Here is a 19,638-nt window from a genome sequence, read left to right as displayed (position 1 = left end):
CCGGGAGTCAGTACTCCCAGACAGGCACCAGATCCGTCCGGAGGCACCATGTCCACCACAGAAAACGCCCTGCCGTCCGTCGTCGACGCGGCCACCTGGCAGAAGGAGCTGGCGGCGCTGCGCGTCCGGGAGAAGGCCGCCACCCGGGAGCTCGACGCCATCGCCGCCCAGCGCCGTCAGCTGCCGATGGTCGAGATGCCCGACTACGTACTGGAGGGCGAGGACGGCCCGGTCCGCCTCGCGGAGATCTTCGGCGACCACCCGCAGCTGATCGTCTACAACCACATGTGGTTCGAGGACGCGGAGTGGCAGTGCAGCGGCTGCACCGGCTTCACGACCCAGTTCACCCGGCTCATGGGCCTGGAGAAGTTCGACGCCCGGTTCGTGATCGTCACCCAGGGCCCGATCGACGAGGCGCTCGCCTACAAGCGCAAGGTCGGGAACGAGATGACGTGGTACTCGACGGCGAACAGCTCGTTCGGCGGCGACGTCGGCGCCCCGCCGAACGCCGGATTCGCGGTCAACGTGTTCCTGCGCGACGGCGACAAGGTGTACCGGACCTGGCACACCGACGGCCGCGGCGTCGAGCGCCTGAGCTATCTGTTCGGCCTGGTCGACCTGCTGCCGTACGGCCGCCAGGAGGAGTGGCAGGACTCGCCGGAGGGCTGGCCGCAGCAGCCGACGTACAGCCGGTGGGCCGAGTCGGCGGAGATCGCGGCGGCATACGGCGAGAACAGCTGACTTCACCCGTCCGTGGTGTCCGCGTGTGCGCTCAGCTGATGCCCGAACCGCAGTCCGCGCGGATTTCGGCGCTCGCGGCCGGGGAGTCGTCCGCCTGGACGCCGAAGACCTCGACCGTGACCGCCAGCGGTAGGTGTAGGTGCCGGCCCGTCCGCGCGGGCAGGGTGCTGAGACGGTTCCGTGGGCCTGGTGTCGGGCGGTTGTCCAGGGGGTGTCGCGGCGCCTGCTGTCGGCGCGCCAGCCGGACCAGCTGTTCCGCTGGATCTCGTGGTGCTGCCGGATCCGCGCGTGGTGGCCAGAACAATGCGTGCGGAAGCCTGCGGAGTGGATCGTCGCGCGGGGTGCGGCGCCGCCGAGCACGATCTCGCCGTCCTGTGCGACGGAGGAGACGGTGGTGGTGCACCACCAGCCGTGGACCTTGATGATTCTGACGTTGTCGCACTCGGTCTGGCCGGCGGGTGCGCGATAGTCGTTGCTCCGGACGGACTTGGGGTCCTTGGGTGCGGCGTCGACATCACCGATCGTCATGCGCAGGGATCCGCCGGGCAGTTCATCGGTCCGCCAGGCGATCCTCGTCTGGAGCGGCCGACCATCTAGTACGCCGAATCTCGCCGGGGACCAGGGCCCCGGAGTTCCCCCGCGTCGTGAACGACGTGCGTGGGGGCGGGTGCGCAGTGGTTTTTGCACTTGGGATAGCGTCCTCTCACTCCGGACAAGTGAGAGGGAAGTTGTGCAGGTTCAGGTACGTGGGCGGCGGAGTGCCGGCTGGTGGATCACATTCGGGGTCATCGCGTTCGGGACGCTGTTCTTCGCCATCGGGGCGATTGTGGGAGGGGTGTCGATCTCGTTCGTGACGGATGCGGAGCGTGCCAGGGGAACCGTGGTGTACCTGGAGTGGGAGGGCGGCAACGTCAGCTCGTCCAGCAAGTCACGGCAGAGCAGCGGGCCCACGGCGCACCCGGTCGTCGAGTTCACGCCGGCGGGCGGTGCGCCGACGACGTTCCGGAGCTCAATGGGCTCCAACCCACCGGCGTACGACGAGGGTGAGCGGGTTGACGTCCTGTACCGCGCCGATGACCCGGAGGACGCGAAGATCGACGGGTTTGTCTCGCTGTGGCTGATTCCGCTGGTCTTCTGTGGGATCGGACTGCTGATCGCGGGCATCGGTACGGCCATTGCGATCGCGTCGCGGCGGCGCTCCCGCCTCATCCTCAGCGGATCCGGGACCGCCCTTCCTTCGGCCGGCTGACACCTCGGTGCGGCGGGCGGGGCGTTTCGCCTTCACAGAGCCCGAGTTGAATGAGGCTCCTGGCGGTGTCGACGATCGTGGTCGCCGTGTCGCGCGGTTCCCAGCCGAGCATCGTGCGGGCCTTCTCGGTGTGGAGGACGGGGATGCCGCCCGACTGCCGGACGGCATCCCGCAGGGTGGGGTTGCTGACGGCGGCCTCGCGCACTTCGTCGGGGGTCAGTTCGCGGGTCGGGACGCGCGCGGCTGCCTCGCCGAGGTGCTCGCGGAGGATCCGGGCCAGCTGGAGGAAGCTGATGGCGGGGCCGTTGGAGGCGAGGAACCGTTCGCCGGCGGCCGCCGGGTGGGTCAGCGCCCGGACGTGGATGTCCGCCACGTCACGCACGTCGACCACGCCGAAGTACACAGGCGGCACGACGGGCATCGCGCCGTCCAGCATCGCCTTGACGAGGCCGGTGGATGCGGACAGGTGGGGGCCGAGAAGCGGGCCGAAGATTCCGCTCGGGTTGATCACAGAGAGTTCGAGTCCACCGCCCTCCGCCTCGATGTAGTCCCATGCCGCCCGTTCCGCGATCGCCTTCGAGCGGACATAGGGAGTGTTGTCGTCCGCTGGGTCCGTCCAGTCCGTCTCGGTGTAGTCCTCACCGGGCTTGCGGCTGTAGCCCACAGCGGCGAACGACGACGTCAGCACGGTGCGCTTGACGCCCGCGTCCCGCGCCGCCCGCAGGACGCGAAGGGCACCGTCACGAGCGGGGACGATGAGCTCGTCGGGGTCGTCCGGCTGCGCGGGCGGGAACGGGGACGCGACATGCACGACATAGGTGCATCCGTCGACGGCGTCCTCCCAGCCCGCATCATCGGTCAGATTCGCCCGCGCGAACTCCAGCCGCTCGGCACGCGGGCCCACCATGGCCCGCACGTCGTCCGCCCGGTTCATCGAGCGGACCGTCGTGCGGACCGGGAAACCCTCGTCGAGCAACCGCTTGACGACATGCGACCCCACATAGCCGCTGCCGCCCGTCACCAGAACGAGATCGTTGTTCATGGCGTACTCCTGCCTTTCCTTCTCATCAACGTAGGTCGGCGATGACGGGGGTGACCTCGGCGACGGCGCGCTGCTCCGCCGCGGTGTCCCCACGCTCGCGCGCGGCCCACAGATCGGCCTTGAGCTGCAGGTAGCGCAGCCGGATCCGCATGCGCTCGATCTCCTCGGCAACGCGCTCGGCGTTGTCCTGGAACAGCTCGCGCAGGCGCGGCGCGTCACCGGTGTCGAGGTGCGCGAGGTAAGCGCGCATGTCCCGCACGCTCATCCCCGTCGACCGCAGGCAGCTCAGCGCCTCGATGGTCTCCACGGCAGCCGGGCTGTAGCGCCGGTGACCGCTGCTCTCGTCGCGCCCCACGGTGCCGATCAGGCCGATCTTCTCGTAGTAGCGCAGCGTCGGCTCGGAGAGACCGGTACGCCTGGACACCTGCTGGATCGTGAGTGGTGTGGCGTCGTCCACCGCGCCGGACCTGTACGTCATCGCCATGAGCCAACCCTCTAATACTTGAAGCGCTTGAAGTCAAGGCGCGCCCCTGGACCGTCGCCGGGTGGGTCGATCGGGCGCAGGGAAGGGGCTGAGCGCCCGACCTGAGGCCCGTCAGGCGCTCACGTCGCGGCGTCAGACGGTGAAGGCCTCGATCAGGGTCCAGATGGCGAGTCCGGCCATGCACGCGGCACCGATGCGCTGCACGGTCTTGAGAGGAACGCGCTTGGCGATGAAGCGGCCGACCAGCAGCGCGAGGGCGGAGACCGACATCAGCGCGAGGGCCGAGCCGAGGGCGGTGGGCAGCCAGGGGTTGGTGGCGGCCAGGTTGGCGGTGGTGATCTGAGTGAGGTCGCCCCATTCGCTGATGAACACGGCCATGAAGGCGGTGGTGTAGACGGGCCAGAAACCGGTGACGGTCTTGGCGGCGCCTTCCTCGTCGTCATCGTCCCCGCCACGCAGCAGGACGACGGCGCCGAACGCGAACAGAGCGGCGGAGACCAGTTTGACGGCCATGGCCGGAAGCAGGCTGAGCAGGCTGCCCGCCCCGACAGCGATCGCGACATGCACGATGAAGGCGGTGGAGGTGCCGAACCACACGTACAGCGGCCGCATCCGGGTGCCCATGGCCAGCGAGGCGAACATGGTCTTGTCGGGGAGTTCCGCGAGGAAGATCAGCCCGAAGGCGGTGAGGAACGCCAGGGGGTCGAAGGTCATTGCCTTGCTTTCTGCTGGGGCCGGGCCGTCAGCTCATCGGCGCCCATGGGGCGACGGGAGAACCACTCGGCCGGGCACGATGGAACGGCCCACACGTCAGTGGGGCCGGATCATGCCTTGGCCGAAGGTCTCGTCCGCCCCCGCACAGTGTGCGGGAGCCCGGTGGCCGGGGTGCTCCGGAGCACCCAGCGTGTCGACCAGCGGTCCTCGGAACTGCCTCCCTTCGCTGTGATCCAGGCTAACTGGGGGTGCTCTGCACAGGTGTTGGCGAGGAGGGGGAACGGGGCGGGGAGTCCGGGTTGCGCGCTCAGCACGGCGTCGGCGGGCGGGACCTGGCCGCCCGGGCTCTGCGCGACCACCTGGACGGCCTGCGCAGAGCATGACGCCCTGAGGGCTGTCGGCGTGTCCGCACGGTAGGTACGTGCCGTGCGGACCACCCGTCAGTTCGTGTCCCGCCCGGGATCCGTTCGGTCAGCCCCGGGCGACCGCGATGGCCCCGGCCAACCGCTCGCCCGCCTCGTACACCATGTACGGCACCCCGTGCTCCGTTCCGAACGACGGCGCTGCCGCCCGGCCGTTCTCGGGGGCTGTGGAACGGGAGTCGTAGAAGACGCCGAGGTGCTTGCGGAGCGAGAAGTCCGCGCCGACCTCCGTGATCATGAGGTCGCCGCCGCTCTCCTTGTCCTTGTTGTAGACGACGTACGCGGAGCCGTTCCGGGTCAGCAGGTGGGGGCCGCCCACGTTCACCGCGCCGACGTCCGAGTGCCGTACGAGCGGCGTCTGGTCGAAGGTCCAGCTTCTGCCGTCGGCCGACCAACCCCAGCAGATGTCACGGTGGTTGGTGGTGTTGTTCAGCATGAAGAGCATCACGTAGCGCGCGCCGCGCGCCGGCAGGTCGTGGCGGAAGACACGGGCGTACGACGTCTCGGTCGTGCCGGTGGGCATCATCGACGTCGACAGGACGACCTTGTCGTACGTGAAGTGCACACCGTCCTTGGACCTGGCCAGGCGCGTCGTGGTGTTCTCGCCGTGGAAGTACAGCCAGAACTCCTTGGCGTCCTCGTTCCACAGCACGTGCGGGGACGACACGTGGCTGACCGAGTAGTGCGGGTCCCACTTGTTCGACACGATGGGGTTCGCCGGGTACTCCGTGAACGGGCCCTCCAGCGAGTCGCCGTACGCCAGGCAGACGCCGCCCGGCGCGTCGTGCGGCGCGTAGTACAGGTAGTAACGGCCCAGAGGTGACGCCAACTTGTCGTACACCCCCCGTACGGTCGGGAAGATGATCTCGCCCGTCGGGTTGTACTTGAGCTGGGACGGTGACAGCAGGGTGCGGACGTAGGTGTAGTCCGGGAACCCGCCGGGCGCGGCCGACGCGGACGCCGTCGAAAGGCCGCCGAGGGCGAACGCGGCGCCGGTGACGGCGGTGGTGCGCAGGAACATGCGACGGTTCAGGCCAAACTGCGGCTCTTGCATGATCGGCTCCTGAAGTCGGTTTCTTTCAGAGGGGTTTCACAGGTAGGTGGCGGCGGTGACGCACAGGCCGCCGAGCGCCACCGCCCACACGTACGGCAGCGTGCGGACCATCACCTGCTGCGGCGACACGCCCGCGTACTGCGCGCTCCACACCGTCTGGGTGCTGGTCGGGTCGGCGACGCCGAAGACCTGGTTGTACGAGGTGGCCATGCCGAGGACGGCGACAGCCGGGTAGATGCCGGTGGCGATGAGGACGCCTGCGATGCCGGCGCCCAGGCCGAACACGTTCAGTGGTCCGCGGTAAAGGCACAGCGGTACCAGGAGGGTGAAGACCAGGACGAACAGCACCGCGTTGTGCGGGCTGACCGCCTTGACGAGCGGCTCCAGCGCGTCGACCGCGCCGGGCAGCTTCACCGCGGCGAGCAGAATGCCGATCGCCACGAACAGCGTGATCGGCGGAGCCGCCACCTCGAAGCCGCCGTACAGGGTGCGCAGCAGGCGGCGGTTCATCTCGCGCGGCCGCGTCGTCGTCACCAGCGCGTACAGCACACCCGCAAGGAGCGACGGGATGATCGCCAGATCGAAGCCAAGGGCCAGCACCAGCGGCACCACGGGAGTGAGCAGCGCGTACCACGGGGCGTCGCCGAGCCGCTGACGCCGACTGCTGCCGCGCGAACCCGGCGTTTTCTGAACCGACTTGAGCGACCACGCATGCTCCACACCCCGGCGCCGCGACTCCACGAGCACGTAGGCGGTGGCCGCCACCAGTGCGAACGGGAACAGCTTCAGCATGAAGCCGCGCACCGTGTCCACCGGCAGCTCAAGCGCCGTGGAGAAGAACTGCCACACCGGCAGCTCGAACGGCATCCCGGCCGCGATGCCCATCAGGATCGTGCCCGCGGCGGTCACCTTCGGGATGCCCACCGCGATCATCGCGGGGATACCGATCAGCCCGGCGAGCATCGCCGCGGGCGCGGAGCCGGTCACGGTGCCGACAAGCGCGGACACCGCGAGGACACCGAGCGCCACGAACACCGGCCGGTCTCCGCCGAACTCGACGATCTTACGGACCAGGGTGCCCGCGATGCCGGTCTCCTCCAGGAGCTTGCCGAGCCACGATCCGAGCAGGATCGCGATCATCGTGGCGGCGAGCGCGGGCGCGCCCTCCTGGAGCACCGTGTCGAACACGCTGTTCTTGCCCGTCAGCGGCGCGCCCGCGAGGAACGCGATCACCACGGCGAGCAGGACCAGCGCGAACGCGGTCGGCAGCTTGCGGCTGAGCATGGCGGCCACTCCGGCCGCCATGACGAGCAGAATGACGACACCCATCGGTCACTTCTCGCTTTCGCAGGACACGGCGGCGGCGAGCGCCTCCGTCAGCAGCAGGGGACTGCGGCCCAGGCCGCAGGCGGCGCGGGCATAGGCGTGCGCGGCCAGTTCGTCGGCGCCCGCGACATGTGCGTAAAGACGGCGCCGCCCCAGCCTCAGTGCCGTGTGGCCGAGCGCCCGCTTGAACTCGGCCCGGACATGCGCGTGGTGGAGCCAGGCGTGCGCCCGCTCGTGGGCGAGGGCGGCTGCCCGCACCGATCCGACGGGGAACCAGTGCCGCCAGTCGCGCTCGGCGATCAGCCGCTCGGCGCGGTCGACCGTGTCGACGTAGATCTCGACCACCGGCGGCCTCGACCGGTACCGGGCCAGCAGGCCGGCCGCGAGCCCGCCGTCCTGCTCGACGACTCGCACCGGTCCGGGATCCGGAGCCATCCGACTGCCGAACTCTTCGGCTGTCAGCGCCCATTGACGGAGCATCAGCGGATCACGTCCCTCGTGCGTGGGCGTCCCTGCGAGCAGCCGCACCGCGAGGTCCAGGTCCTCGTCGTGATCGCCGGTCATGCGCGGGGCTCCACGACCGCGACGACCGGTTCGTCGGCGGCCCGCGAGCGCAACTCGCTGCGGGCCAGGGCCAGCAGGGCATCCGGTGCGAGCACGCCGGACAGATCCGCGATCCGGCCGCCCACCAGCAGCCGCACGGCCGGAGCCCGCACACCGCCGTCGCCGTACGAGGTGGCGTCGCGCACCAGCGACGCCAGCGCCTCACCGGCCGCGCCCACCGTCGTCGTCGACACCCGCGCGTGCGGTATGCCGAGCCGCACCACCCCGTCCGCGTCCACCACCCGAACCGGCTGCCGGTGGGCCCGGAACCTGCGCCGCACCTCGGTGCCGTAGACGGTGTACGCAGCCGTGCCGGCCAGCACCTTCACCCGTGACTGCTGCGCCTTGAGGCTCGCGGCAGCCGCGCGCAGCCGCTCGGTGTCGTCCGCGCGGTGCGCCCGGTCCTGGGTGCGCAGCTCGGTCGCACCGGTGGCTACGGCCCGTACGGTGCTGGTCTGCGGGTCGACCGTCACCTCCACCTCGACCCCTTCGGCCGCGGCGCCCTGTGCGACGACCGCCCGTTCGGCCTCGGCGCGCACCGCGAGGATCTGCTCCTGCGTTGCGCCGGGCACGATCCGCTCGACCTGCTCGCGGACGAGCGCGAGGGCCACGCCGATCGGGCTGATCACCTCGCTGTGCCGGGCGATACGGCCTTCGAGTCCGGCGTCGGCGGCGAGGTGTGGGGTCACCGCCGCTGCCCCGCCGCCCCCGCCGACCAGTACGGCCGTGTCGCGGTCGAGCCGGTAGTCCCGGATCATCGCGTCCACCACTGCCTCGACCTGCGCGGTCCCGGCGTCGAGGACGGCGCGCGCGGCGCCCGCCACATCAGTGCCCAGGGCGGTGGCGAGGGGCTGGATCGCGGCCCGTGCCACCTCCTGCGCGCAGCGCGCGAAGTCGCCCTCCGGTACCCGGCCGAGCGCGTTCGCCGCGCACGTCATCGTCACGGCGAACCGGCCGCCCGCCGCATCGAGCACCAGATAGTCGTCCGGGTCGCCGCTCATCGGCCGCACCGTGGCGATCCGCGCGTCCCGCAGGTCGTCGAGCGAGGCGAAGCACGCGTACGGCAGCCCCGCGATGTGCGCGCTGCGCGGCCCGACACCGACCACTCGGTTCCCGGCGATCCGCACCATCGAACCGCCGCCGACACCGACTGTCCGTACGTCGAGGGCGTTGAGGTACGAGGTCCTGCCGAGGATCGTCGCGTGCCGCACCGCCACCTTGCCGCGCCGCACCACACTGATGTCCGTCGACGTGCCGCCCGTCTCCAGGAACACGCCCTCGCTGATCCGCTCCTGCATGAGCGCGCCCGCGACGCCCGCCGCGGGGCCCGACAGGATCGTCAGGAGCGGGCGCCGACGCATCTCGCCCAGCGACATGACCCCGCCGTCGCAGCGCATCACCATCAGCGGCGCCGTCACCCCGGCCTTGGTGATGGAGGCGTCCACGAGATCTGCCGTGGCCAGCATCCGGGGCAGGATCGCCGCGTTCACCACGGCCGTACGCGTCCGCTTGTGCAGCCCGTACAGCGAGGTGATCTCGTGCGCCGCCGCGAGTGGCAGCCCGGAGGGGCGCGCGGCGTCGAGGACGGCCTGCTCGCCCTCGGGCCGGTCCACCCCGAACGGCTCGGTCGCGACGAGGACTTCGGCCCCCTCGTCGCGCACTTGCTCCACGGCGGCACGCGCCGCATCGGCGTCGAACGGGTCGGCCACATGCGCGTACGTCAGCGGAAGCCGCTTGCCCGGGGCGAGTTCGAGCCTGCCGAACGAGGCGAGCCGACGGGTGAACACCGCGCCCGCCCCGCTGCCTGTCCCGATGAGCCCCACCTTCGCGACGTCGCCCTCCAGCAGGGCGTTCGTGGCCTGCGTCGTGCCGTGCGCCAGGAACGTGACGTCCGCCGCCGTCCGTTCGACCTTCTCCAGGAGCTGTTCCAGCGCCTGGACGATGCCATGCGCGACACCGTCCTCGTGGTGGTGGCTGGTGGGCACCTTCACCTGCCCCACCAGCGCGAGCGTCGCGGCGTCGACCGCCACGGCGTCCGTGAACGTGCCGCCCACGTCGATGCCGACGCGGATGCGACGGTCAGGGATCATGCCGGTCATGTCAGGGCACCTCCTTGTGCGTTGACGTGCGTTGACGTGCGTTGACGTGCGTACATTGCTGAAGGCGTGGGGGAGGGGTTGTCAGTACCCGCGGACGTCGGGCCAGTGCCGCTGCACACCCGACCGGTCGAGCAGCCGCGCGAACACCTCGAACCGCTTGTCCTCGGCCTGCACCTGCTGCGGATCGACGTCCTCGCTGAGGCAGTGCGCCGCGAGCGCGCCCGCCACCTCGCCGACGTTCCACTCGACGGGGTGCAGCCGGTAGCAGCCGTTGGTGATGTGGGTGGTGCCGATGTTCTTGCCGGCGGGCAGCAGATTGCGCGCCCGGCGCGGCACCAGCGATCCCAGCGGGATCTCGAACGGCACCGAGCCGATGTCGATGTACGAGTCGCCGCCGGTGGAGGGGTGCAGATCGAGCCGGTAGCCGCCGACTCCCACCGAGTCGCGGTAGCGGGTCCTGCCGTACGGGCCGACCGCGTCGATGGCGACGTCCTGCTCGACGACGGTCGTCACCGCCTTGATGCGCCGCGACTCGCGCACGTACGCCGCCTTGGCGAGCCCGTCGGCGGTGCCGGTGACGTCCGGGCGGATACGCAGTCCCGGGAACCCGGTGCCGCCGTCGGCGCGCGGGGCTTCCGTCTGCAACCAGTACAGAACTGACAGCGACAACTGCCGTGCCTCGCGCAGCGCTTCGGCCTCCTGGCCGATGTACGGCTTCAACCAGTAGTCGTTCAACGGCCAGTTGACGAGCGTGATGTCCGAGTCGAAGGCGCCCGGCCGGTGCAGCTTGCGCGCCAGGATCCGCCGGAACCCCCACAGCTCCTTGTCCCCGGCGTCGGCGCTCTGGTCGGCACTGACCGCGAGCGGGTCGAGGTCCGGGTTCGGCACGAAGGTGCGGGGGACCGGCTCCAGGGTGCGCGGGTCGGGTGCCTCGAAGCCGAGCAGGGGCCCCGGCCAGAAGTCGGGCCGGTAGGCGCGCCAGAACGCGTAGTCTTCGGGACGGTCGATGATGTGGTCCTCGCCCTCGTGGTGCGAGAGCGCGAAGCAGACCGTGATGCCCTGCTGGTTGTCGGGCTGGGCCTGAGCAGGTGCGTGCGGCTCGCCGAACTCCCCTTGCGCTTCGGCACCGTTGGCGTGCTCAACGCCTGCGAGTGCGAGGAGTTCGCCGGTCTCGGTGGCGTCGATGACGTAGCGAGCGGGGATGGTCGTGAGGGTGTCGCCGCGCAGATCCCGCAGTGTGACGGCACGGATGACATCGTTGTCCGCCTCTGCGGAGACGGCGCGGTGCTCGGTCAGGACGGTCAGCAGGCCCGATGCCCGGTGCGGGGCGAGCATCGCGTCCAGGACGGCGAGTGCGATCCGCGGTTCGTGGCACAACTTGCTGACGCGCCCGGCGCCCGGGTTGAGGTCCGCGAGCCCGAGCGCCTCGCCGCGCAGCGGATACCACTGCCGGTAGTACGCCCGGATGCCCTCGCGCAGCGCCCGGTACGACGCCGTCGTGCCGAACTGCTCCACCCACGGATGCTCGTCCGGCGGCACGGCCTGGGCGGTGAGCTGCCCGCCGATCCAGTCCGTCTCCTCGGTCATCACGACGCGCCGGCCCGCCCGGCAGGCGGCGAGCGCGGCGGCGACACCGCCGAGGCCGCCGCCGACGATCAGGATGTCCGGTTCGGGTATCACAGTGCTCCTTGTGGTTGTTCTTGAGGTGTTCTGAACTGACTGCCGCGTCAAGGGAGTTGGTCGACGCGTGGCCCCGCTGTCACCCCGTCGCGGACCTCGCACGCCACCAACGGCTCGTCGGCTTCCTCTCCGGCGACCATCGAGGCGAGCAACCGCACCGCGGCGGCGCCCAGCGCGTGCCGGGGCACGTCGAACCCCATCGGCACCGGCTCCCGTGCAAGGTCCGGCGGAGGGCTTCCGAGCAGCGCCAGCGAGACGTCTTCCGGACATGAGAGCCCGGCCGCCCGCACCGCCCCGCTCACCGCCCGCCACGCGGCGCCGGTGTCGGTCTCCTCCGCCACGAACGCGGTTACACCGTCCGTGACCAGCGCCCGGACCCGATCCGCCGTCAGCTCCGCCACCGGATCGACGCAGCGCAGCACCGCGTCGGGAGCGCCCGGCAGACCCGCCCGCGCGAGACCGTCGAGGAAACCTTCCTGGCGGTCGCCCGACGCGGGAGCGTCGTCGTCCTCGCGCACCAGCACGATCCGCCGGTGTCCCAACTCGCCGAGTCGCGCGACGACTTCGCGGCTCGCGCTGACGTAGTCGGCGCCGACCCAGGCGAGCCCTTCGAGCTCCTCCCGGCGCCCCAGATGCACCACCGGGAACCCGTCGGCGACCAGCCGCTTCAGCTCGGCACGCGGCACGTGCCGGCCGAGGAACAGGCAGCCGTCGGCGAGCCGTACCCGGCTGAGCGCGTCCGGCCCCGCGGCGCCCGCGCCCCCGCTGCTCGACCCGGTGAACAGCACGAGGTCGTAGCCGCGCGCGGCCGCTTCCTGCTCCACGCCCACCAGGAACGGGTAGTACGAGTGCTGCACATCGGTCGGGAAGGTCGCCGTGAAACTGAAGACGCCGAGCAGGTTGTTGCGGGCGGCGGCCAGCCGGCGTGCCGCCGGGTCCGGGACGTAGCCGAGGCTGCGCGCCGCGTCGAGGACCCGCTGCCGCGTCTCCTCGGAGATCGTCGCGCCCTTGCCGTCGCGACGGGCGTTCAGGACCAGGGAGACGGTCGCCTGGGAGACATCGGCGAGGCGGGCCACCTCGGCCTGGCGCGGGCGCGACGTACGGCCGGTGGGGGACGGGGCCCGGCCGGGCTTCGCGCGCTTCCTGGGTTGCTCCACGCCTGGTGCTCCTTGCTGTCGACACTTGGTTGTCGCGTGACCGCGTGCTGGTAATGCGTATTAGGTAATGCGTATTAGCCCGTACTGTGCGGGCGCCTCGGGGGGCAGGTCAAGGGGCCGGACGAAACTTTCCGGTGGGGTGTGGCCTTGCGGCGAGGGGGAGTTGAGGTCGCAGACGCAGAGTTCTCCCCGCGCGAAACGGCGAGGGACCCGGCCTGCCGCGCGGCCGGGCCGGGTCCCTCGGGATGCGTTCTGTGCGAGTCTCAGCGCAGGGTGAGTCGGGTGAGGCGGGCGTCCCTGGACAGCCGCCCCTCGACCTTCACGGCGACATACCGCGCCGACGTGTCGAGGTCGAGTGCACGGACACGGCCGCGCCCGTCGGCGCGGCCCGCACCTCGGTAGGTGACACCGTCGTCGCTGACCTCAACACTGAGAGCGGGCGCCCCGGCGTCCGTCCAGGTGACCTCGATCGAACGCAACGGCAGCCGCTCGCCCAGGTCGACGACCATGCGCCCGTCGGGACCGGGCCGCCACGAGGTCGCCGGATTGCCGTCCACCGCCGCGGACGGGTCCGACATGCCGGCGGGCAGTGGACTGGTGGGGAACACGGTGCGGTCGAGGGCGAGGTCGTCGAGGGGGAAGGCGGTCACGTCGCGAAGACGGAGAGTCGTCTCACGCCCATGCCGCACGACGGCGACCTCGCTGCGCTGCTGCCCCTCCACGCGAACGCGGCAACTCGCCCCGGAGAGCTGCACGGTGGCGCCGTCCATCACCCGTACACGCAGTCCAGAGGGCAGCCGTCCCGCACCCGCCACAGGAGCCAGCGTGAACCGGGGAGCGAGCAACAGGGCGTCAGACGCTCCGAGTTGGGCTTGGTAGGTCGTTCCGCCGTCGGTCAGAGTCTGGTCTCCCTGGAACACCAGACGACGTGCACCGGACTGTGGCACGTCCACCGTCGTGGTGACCGCGTCGCCCGAGAGGTTGAACAGGCTCAGGTGCTCCTGCGTGAATGCCACCTGGATCGCCTTGCTCCCAGCCCTGGGCGAGGCGATCCGCGCCAGCGCGCGCAGCGTGTTGGCCGACGCACCTGCATATCCCTCGACGACGACCGGCGCCGCCTGCCCGTCGGCCGCCAGGATCGTGTCGCCGTACACGGCGATCGGGTGGTCCGCATCCGATCCGCGCACGACGAGCCCGGCACGTCCATCGATGTCGAGCCAGCCACCCCGGCTGCTCACATCGGGGACCGGCCAGGCCGCCAGGTCCTCCCAGTGCTCGCCGTCCGCCGACCCCTGCACGCGATACGCGCGCCCGGCCGCAGCCTCCCAGCGCAGCGTGACGCGGTCGACCTCGCGCTCGCCGCCCAGGTCGACCTTCAACCAGCTGTCGGCACGCGGACGTTCGGCCTTGGCGACCGCCCAGCGCGTCGCGAGATCACCGTCGACGGCCAGCTCCGGACCCTTGCCCGGATCGTTCGAGGACGAGGTGGCCGTCGCGCCACGTGCGAGGTCGGTGACGTCAGCACCGTCGCGCACCTCGAACGCATACAGGGAGTAGCCGTACGTCGGATCGGGGCGTACCCCGAGCATACGTATGTGCCGCACGGTGGCGCGGGAGAAGCTCACCTCGTCGACGCGCGCCGCAGCCGCGGTCGGGGAGGTATCCGCATCCTGCGCGCGTACCTCGACCTCACCCTCCTCGAAACGGTACGTACGTGCGCCGTCGAGGCCGGCCATCCCCGGCATGGTCAGGTTGTGCACCTCAAGGTGCCCTTCCCCGGCGGCCGTTCCGGAGGTCGCGTAGACGACGGCGCCCGTCGGCAGTGTCGTGAAGCCCGCGTATCCACTGTCCAGACGCAGCACCGTGGCGCTGCCGTCGAAGCCGTCGCGCCGGGAGGTGTACGTCCGGACGGTTCGCTGCGCGACCTTGCCCGTGGTCGCGGGCAGGAACATCGGCGTACCGCCGCTGAGCTTGAACAGCCAGTCGTCGTGGGCCGGTTGCCAGGCGAACTTCACGAAGCCGGGCTTGCTGACGGCACCCGCCCACGCGGCCCGCGTCTGGTGCGAGACGAGACCAGGACCCGAGCCGAAGTCCGTGACCCCCGACGCCTGGGCGAAGAGCTCGTCCGCAGACAGCGGCCGGACCCGTTCGCCCTTCGCGGCCGCCCACATGTGCAGGAGATAGCTGATGGCCAGCTCGGCCCGGGCTTCCGGCTCATACTTCGGCTCACCCGAGAACTTGGCCAGTCGGTACTCCGGCGGGTACTTCTGGTATGCCTCGAGCCGTTCGGCCAGCGCCTGTTCGGCCCGTGCCGCCGCCCGGTCGCCCGTCACCTGCGCCAGGAACGCGAGCGGGATCACGTCCCTGCCGTACAGATGCTCGCGGTCGTTCACCATCGGCATCAACGGCTCACCGGCGTCACTCATCACCCCCAGCAACGTGCGCCACAGCGGCTGTGCGTTGGGCTGTGCGGTCAGTACCTGCGGCAGCGGCTGCCCGGCGGCCAGGAAGTGCGCCGCGTTGCGTCCCGAGGTACGCCACAACTCCTCCTGGTAGTGCGGGCCGAAGGATCCGTGGTTCTCGACGATGAACGTGTCGTACAGATTCCGGGCCGTGTTGCGGGAGACGGCTACGCCGTCGACGAGCGCCGGATTGGCGAGGTCGGCCGGGGGGAGCCCCGCCTCGTTGCGCGACCAGGTGCCGTAGCCCGACTCCCACTCCGGGCGGCGCGCGTCGTCCGGCGCCCATGCGAGGGCGGGTGCGAGTGTCTGCGCGTACAGCCCCATCTCCTCCAGCTTGGTGTCCCCCACGTAGCCGCCCTTGAGGCCGTTCGGTGTCCAGTCGCCGGAGTCCGGGTCGTCGCCGGTGCCCAACATCGTTGTGTACGCGGCCTGTTCACGAACAATGGTGTCGACGTTCGTGCGCGTCGCGCTGTCGAGATCGTCCCAGAGGAGCCGCGCGGCAAGGATGAAGTACGACTGGAACGTGGTGTCGAAGAACAGCTTGCGGCCCCATTGGGTCCCGCCCGTGAGCCGGTTCGATGTCGCGAAGTGCCGGATCGTGGCGAGCGTGCGTGCCTTGAGGGTGTCCCGGTCGACGCCGGCCAGTTCGTTGTCGTACGTGCCGTGCGTGAGCAGCACCGCATGGCCGAGAACGACGGCGAATCCGAAATCCTTGTCCGTGTAGTAGCCCCGCGCCTCGTCCCACTGCGTCTCGGACCAGTGGGTGTGCTGGAGCAGAACGCGGTGGTATGTGGCTGCCGTCTCGTCCGGGGGAGAGGCGGAACCGGAGGAACCGGTGGAACTGTCCAGAGCCTGGGCAGAGTTCGCGACGGCGACGGTGGGCAGGGCGGCCAAGGCGCTCGACAGGCCCAGGAGTTGCAGGAATCTCCGGCGGTCGACCTGCATGGGGTGGTGCGGCATGTGCGGGACCTCTTTCACACGACAACGTTGTCAGGCGGGAGGCGCCCATTCTTCGATCTGTCGCGCGGAGCGTCAATGGGTGGGAAGCCGCTGGTGATCGAGGGGGTGCGCGGCATGCGGCTGGCGGAAGAGGTCCGGGGCCGGTACGGACGGATGCACGCGTGGCTCGGGTCGGGGCGAAACAGGAGTCGCAGCGAACCCGATCTGCCACGGCAGACGGACCAGGAGACGCAAGCGAGGCGTTCATGGCGCTGCGACAGGCGCAACCCGTTGAGGCACAGAGGGCCGTAGAGGTCGCTGAGCCGGCGATGCTGCGAGGTCACGGCCGCACGATGGGCACAGGACAGCTACGACCAGCACCTTTCAGTCGTACCGTTCCCCAGCGAGGAGATAGCCGCGTACGCACGCAGAGGCTTCGCCCAGCTGAAGAGGGAACAGGCCCGCCTGCTGGGGCAACGGCGCGACAGTTGACCAACTGCAAGGAACGTGTCAGAGCACTGGCGGCCCCGCCTCGATTCGGCGTAGAACCGGGGTCAGGCGGTCCAGGTCGGGGCCGGTCTGGATCTGCCGTTCGTCCCACCAGGTGGCGCCCGCGTCGTGCAGCGGTCCGATCACGTCCTTGGCTTTCGCCGCGTCCGGGGGCGTGGCGCCGCCGAGCACGAACTCGAACGGTCGGTCCGTCCCAGCCGTACGTTGACTGCGCACGTAGCTGATCAGCTCCCGTACCTCTGCTGCATCCGGCACATGCCCATGTCGGGCCGTCTCGAACAGCGGCACCGCGCCGTCCCAGCGTGCTGCCCTCCGCATGGGCGCACGGCGTGGCCAGAATCCGCCTATCCACACCGGGGGAGCGGGCCGCTGCACGGTGGCGGGGAGCATCGTCACGTCCCGGACCTCGTAGTGCCGGCCGTGGTGGTTCACCGGCTCGCCTGACCACAAGCGCCCCAGCAGCTCCAGCCCCTCGTCCAGTCGCTCGGCGAGGACGCGCGGCTCGGCGGCGTCGCCGAAGCTGCGGTACTCGTCCTCGATCGGACCGCCCAGACCCGCGGCGAAGATCACCCTGCCGCCGCTGAGCTGATCCAACGTGGCTACCTGGCGGGCGAGTTGCTGCGGCCGGTAACGAGGGACCGGCGTCAGCAGGGTGCCCAATCGGATCCGCGAGGTCGCCAGCGCGGCGGCGGTCAGGAGCATCCACGGGTCCCCGAAGGGACGCCCTTGGTGATGCCGGTGCAGCACGTGATCCCAGACGAAGAGCCCGTCCCAGCCCGCCTGTTCGGCGGCGGCCGCTACGGTCGCGACATTACGGGGGTCGGCGAAGTCGCCGAAGTTGGGGATGTTGATGGAGAAGCGCATCCCAGCAGGATGCGGTGCAATCGGAACCGGATCCAGAGGTTTTTCACGGCAGTCCACCGAAATGCGGTGGCCAAGCTGCGCGACTACCGGCCCGGGCCGTCTCGGCGGCCGGTCGGCAAACGGCTGCTGCCCGATGAGCAGCGCACGGGCCAGTGATGTTGACGTATGCCTTGAGGGGGCGTTGGGGGTGGGGTTCTGACGGCGCATGATGAGGCGATGCAGGTCGAACAGCGCCGCCCCTTTGATCAGTTGCCACAACAGCTGCGTGCAGTCGGTCCCGGCTGGCATCCCCTCCTGTTGCGCTTGGACGAAGGCCTCCGCCTCTACGCCGGCGACTATCGGGTCGACGATCTGAAGGAGAAGTTCGGCACGGTGCGGATCCAGGTCTCCGGAGTTCCGGACTCGGCCGGCGGTGAGATCCGTGTGCTTCTTGCCGCGGCCGAGGAACGTTCTGCCGTCACCTGTGAGTTCTGCGGGGCAGCCGGACGACAGCGGCGCCGCGATGACGCCTCGCTGGGGTGGATCAAAACGGTGTGCGACAGCTGCCATTGCGCGTGGTCCCAGCACGCGATCATGATCGTGGGCGGCGCCGTGCGCAGCAGACCGGATCGTCGTACGCAGACGTGACCGGTGGTCCCGGAGGCGGCGCACGCTCCCGTCGCAGACCGAGAGCGTGACGACGGAAGCGATCTGCGAGATCGGGTGTCACGTTGAGGCGGGGTGCTGTCAACGTCTGCCCGAGGAATGACGTCCTACTGCCGCGTGTGCCGGCTTGCTAGGCGGTCTTGACGGATCCGCCGTCGATGAGGTGGTCGGTGCCCGTGGTTGCCGCGGCGCGTGGTGAGGTGAGGTACGTGACGAGGGCTGCGACCTCGTCCGGTTCGATGAGCCGGTCGATGAGCATGCCGGTCGCTGCGGGGAGTCCGGCCACGAGCTCGGCATGCGGGATGCCCAGGGATGCCGCGAGCTCCGCTCCGTAGCCGGTGGGGCTCTCCCAGATGGCGGTTCGGACCGGTCCGGGGGAGACGGTGTTCACCCGGACACCTTGCGGGCCGAATTCCTCCGCGAGTGCCTTGCCGAAGGCGGTGAGTGCGGCCTTGGCGGTGGTGTACGCGATCGGTCCGCTGCTCGGGACACGGGCACCGATGGACGACACGTTCACGATCGCGCCACGGGTGGCCAGCAGCGCGGGCAGGGCGGCGCGGGTCACACGGACCGTGGCGAAGAAGTTCAGGTCCACCACCTCCGCCCACTGCGCGTCGGTCATGTCGAGGAAGCCGCCGCCCAGGCCCCCGTCGCCGCCCCCGACGTTGTTGACCAGGACGTCGATGGCGCCCAGTTCGGTCACGGCCTCGGTGACCAGACGCTCAGCCGAGGCCGGATCGGACAGGTCCACCGCCACACACGTGGCGCCGGTCGACTTCAGTTCCGGTGTGGGGGTACGGGCTGCTGCGACGACGCGGACGCCTTCGGCGACGAGGGCTCGAACGACGGCCAGCCCGATACCCCGGCTCGCGCCCGTGATCAGCGCAGCCTTGCCGTTCAACTGCAGGTCCATGGTGTACCTCCGTAGATAGCTGCGTCCCATGTGATGCGCAATCATTAAAACATGCATCACGAATGTTGCAAGTTATCCGTGAGTCGACACGCCGTCGTATCCTCTTGGAGTCACCCACAGACCCGGAAGGATCAGCACCCATGGCGCTGCCCGCCCCCGACAAGCCGCTGCGTGCCGACGCCGAGCGGACCGTTCGAGCGATCCTCGAAGCTGCTGAGCGGGTGCTGTCGGCGAACCCGGCAGCGACGATGGAGCAGGTCGCCGAGGCCGCCGGGGTGGCGCGGACGACCGTGCACCGGCGGTTCGCCTCACGGGACGCCCTGATCACGGCACTGGCCACATGGGCGACGCAGCGGTTCTACGAGGCAGTCGAAGCAGCCCGGCCGGAGACCGCCCCGCCGGCGATCGCCCTCTACCAGGTCACCGCGAACGTGCTCCGCGTGAAGATCGGATGGGGCTTCGCCATGGGCGCCGAGCCCACCGGCGCCCCTGAGGCCGCGCGCGTGCACGCCGAGGTCCTGGCCCGGTGCGAGCTGCTGTTCGCGCGCGCCCGCGACGCGGGCCTTCTTGCGCCCGACACCGATTTGGACTGGGCGCGGCGCGTCTATTACGCCCTCATCCACGAGGCTGCGGCCGAGGCGCCGGACACCGACGCCGCCGTGGACGCCCTTGCCACACGCGTCGTTGACACCTTGCTGTACGGCATCGGCAGGCCGGCCACCCGCTGACTGGCT

Annotated in this window: 16 protein-coding genes; 4 read left to right on the top strand and 12 right to left on the bottom strand. The window is 70.3% G+C overall.

Going from position 1 to position 19,638, the window contains the following annotated elements; genetic code table 11:
* Positions 1-48 precede the first annotated feature (48 nt).
* Complete coding sequence (locus tag OG574_RS03425) at positions 49-741, top strand: DUF899 family protein (RefSeq protein WP_326771773.1); 693 nt, start codon at positions 49-51, stop codon at positions 739-741.
* Between the two features lie 835 nt (positions 742-1,576).
* Positions 1,577-1,990, top strand: a complete 414-nt coding sequence (locus OG574_RS03420; protein ID WP_398377468.1) for a DUF3592 domain-containing protein — start codon at positions 1,577-1,579, stop codon at positions 1,988-1,990.
* On the opposite strand, the gene OG574_RS03415 is transcribed toward OG574_RS03420, so the two are convergent.
* The 11 genes from OG574_RS03415 to OG574_RS03365 form a co-directional block, all read right to left on the bottom strand.
* A complete protein-coding gene (locus OG574_RS03415) occupies positions 1,953-3,032 on the bottom strand; it encodes an SDR family oxidoreductase (protein WP_326771771.1) in 1,080 nt (359 codons plus the stop codon). The genes OG574_RS03420 and OG574_RS03415 overlap by 38 nt on opposite strands.
* A 25-nt stretch (positions 3,033-3,057) precedes the next feature.
* Positions 3,058-3,510: a MerR family transcriptional regulator gene (locus OG574_RS03410; protein WP_326771770.1), complete on the bottom strand. Its 453-nt coding sequence runs from the start codon at positions 3,508-3,510 to the stop codon at positions 3,058-3,060.
* 138 nt (positions 3,511-3,648) lie between these two features.
* Positions 3,649-4,230 carry a TMEM165/GDT1 family protein gene (locus tag OG574_RS03405; RefSeq protein ID WP_326771769.1) on the bottom strand — a complete coding sequence of 194 codons (582 nt, stop codon included), beginning with the start codon at positions 4,228-4,230 and terminating at the stop codon, positions 3,649-3,651.
* A gap of 471 nt (positions 4,231-4,701) precedes the next feature.
* A complete protein-coding gene (locus tag OG574_RS03400) occupies positions 4,702-5,706 on the bottom strand; it encodes a hypothetical protein (RefSeq protein ID WP_326771768.1) in 1,005 nt (334 codons plus the stop codon).
* Positions 5,707-5,742: 36 nt separating this feature from the next.
* The gene (locus tag OG574_RS03395; protein WP_326771767.1) at positions 5,743-7,035 is read right to left on the bottom strand and encodes a transporter; all 1,293 of its coding nucleotides are present in this window, start codon (positions 7,033-7,035) and stop codon (positions 5,743-5,745) included.
* Between the two features lie 3 nt (positions 7,036-7,038).
* Complete coding sequence (locus OG574_RS03390) at positions 7,039-7,596, bottom strand: hypothetical protein (protein WP_326771766.1); 558 nt, start codon at positions 7,594-7,596, stop codon at positions 7,039-7,041.
* The gene (locus tag OG574_RS03385; protein WP_442816918.1) at positions 7,593-9,725 is read right to left on the bottom strand and encodes a hydantoinase/oxoprolinase family protein; all 2,133 of its coding nucleotides are present in this window, start codon (positions 9,723-9,725) and stop codon (positions 7,593-7,595) included. Before OG574_RS03385 ends, OG574_RS03390 begins: the two co-directional genes overlap by 4 nt.
* A gap of 90 nt (positions 9,726-9,815) precedes the next feature.
* Positions 9,816-11,414: an FAD-dependent oxidoreductase gene (locus OG574_RS03380; RefSeq protein WP_326771765.1), complete on the bottom strand. Its 1,599-nt coding sequence runs from the start codon at positions 11,412-11,414 to the stop codon at positions 9,816-9,818.
* 47 nt (positions 11,415-11,461) lie between these two features.
* A complete protein-coding gene (locus tag OG574_RS03375; protein WP_326771764.1) occupies positions 11,462-12,571 on the bottom strand; it encodes a LacI family DNA-binding transcriptional regulator in 1,110 nt (369 codons plus the stop codon).
* A 263-nt stretch (positions 12,572-12,834) separates the two neighbouring features.
* A complete protein-coding gene (locus OG574_RS03370) occupies positions 12,835-15,993 on the bottom strand; it encodes a discoidin domain-containing protein (RefSeq protein ID WP_326771763.1) in 3,159 nt (1,052 codons plus the stop codon).
* 489 nt (positions 15,994-16,482) lie between these two features.
* Entirely contained in the window at positions 16,483-17,346 is an 864-nt protein-coding gene (locus tag OG574_RS03365; RefSeq protein WP_100593576.1) for an LLM class flavin-dependent oxidoreductase, read from the bottom strand.
* A gap of 216 nt (positions 17,347-17,562) precedes the next feature.
* Between OG574_RS03365 and OG574_RS03360 the strand changes: the two genes are divergently transcribed.
* A complete protein-coding gene (locus tag OG574_RS03360; protein ID WP_326771762.1) occupies positions 17,563-17,973 on the top strand; it encodes a hypothetical protein in 411 nt (136 codons plus the stop codon).
* Positions 17,974-18,121: 148 nt separating this feature from the next.
* Here OG574_RS03360 and OG574_RS03355 read toward each other — a convergent pair whose 3' ends face one another.
* Positions 18,122-18,904: an SDR family NAD(P)-dependent oxidoreductase gene (locus tag OG574_RS03355; RefSeq protein WP_326771761.1), complete on the bottom strand. Its 783-nt coding sequence runs from the start codon at positions 18,902-18,904 to the stop codon at positions 18,122-18,124.
* 140 nt (positions 18,905-19,044) lie between these two features.
* On the opposite strand from OG574_RS03355, the gene OG574_RS03350 reads away from it, so the two are divergent.
* Positions 19,045-19,632: a TetR/AcrR family transcriptional regulator gene (locus OG574_RS03350; RefSeq protein WP_326771760.1), complete on the top strand. Its 588-nt coding sequence runs from the start codon at positions 19,045-19,047 to the stop codon at positions 19,630-19,632.
* Positions 19,633-19,638 lie beyond the last annotated feature (6 nt).

It is taken from the genome of Streptomyces sp. NBC_01445, assembly GCF_035918235.1.
Lineage (GTDB): Bacteria > Actinomycetota > Actinomycetes > Streptomycetales > Streptomycetaceae > Streptomyces.
Note: the sequence above shows the minus strand (reverse complement) of the source record. Positions and strands in the feature narration are given on the sequence as shown.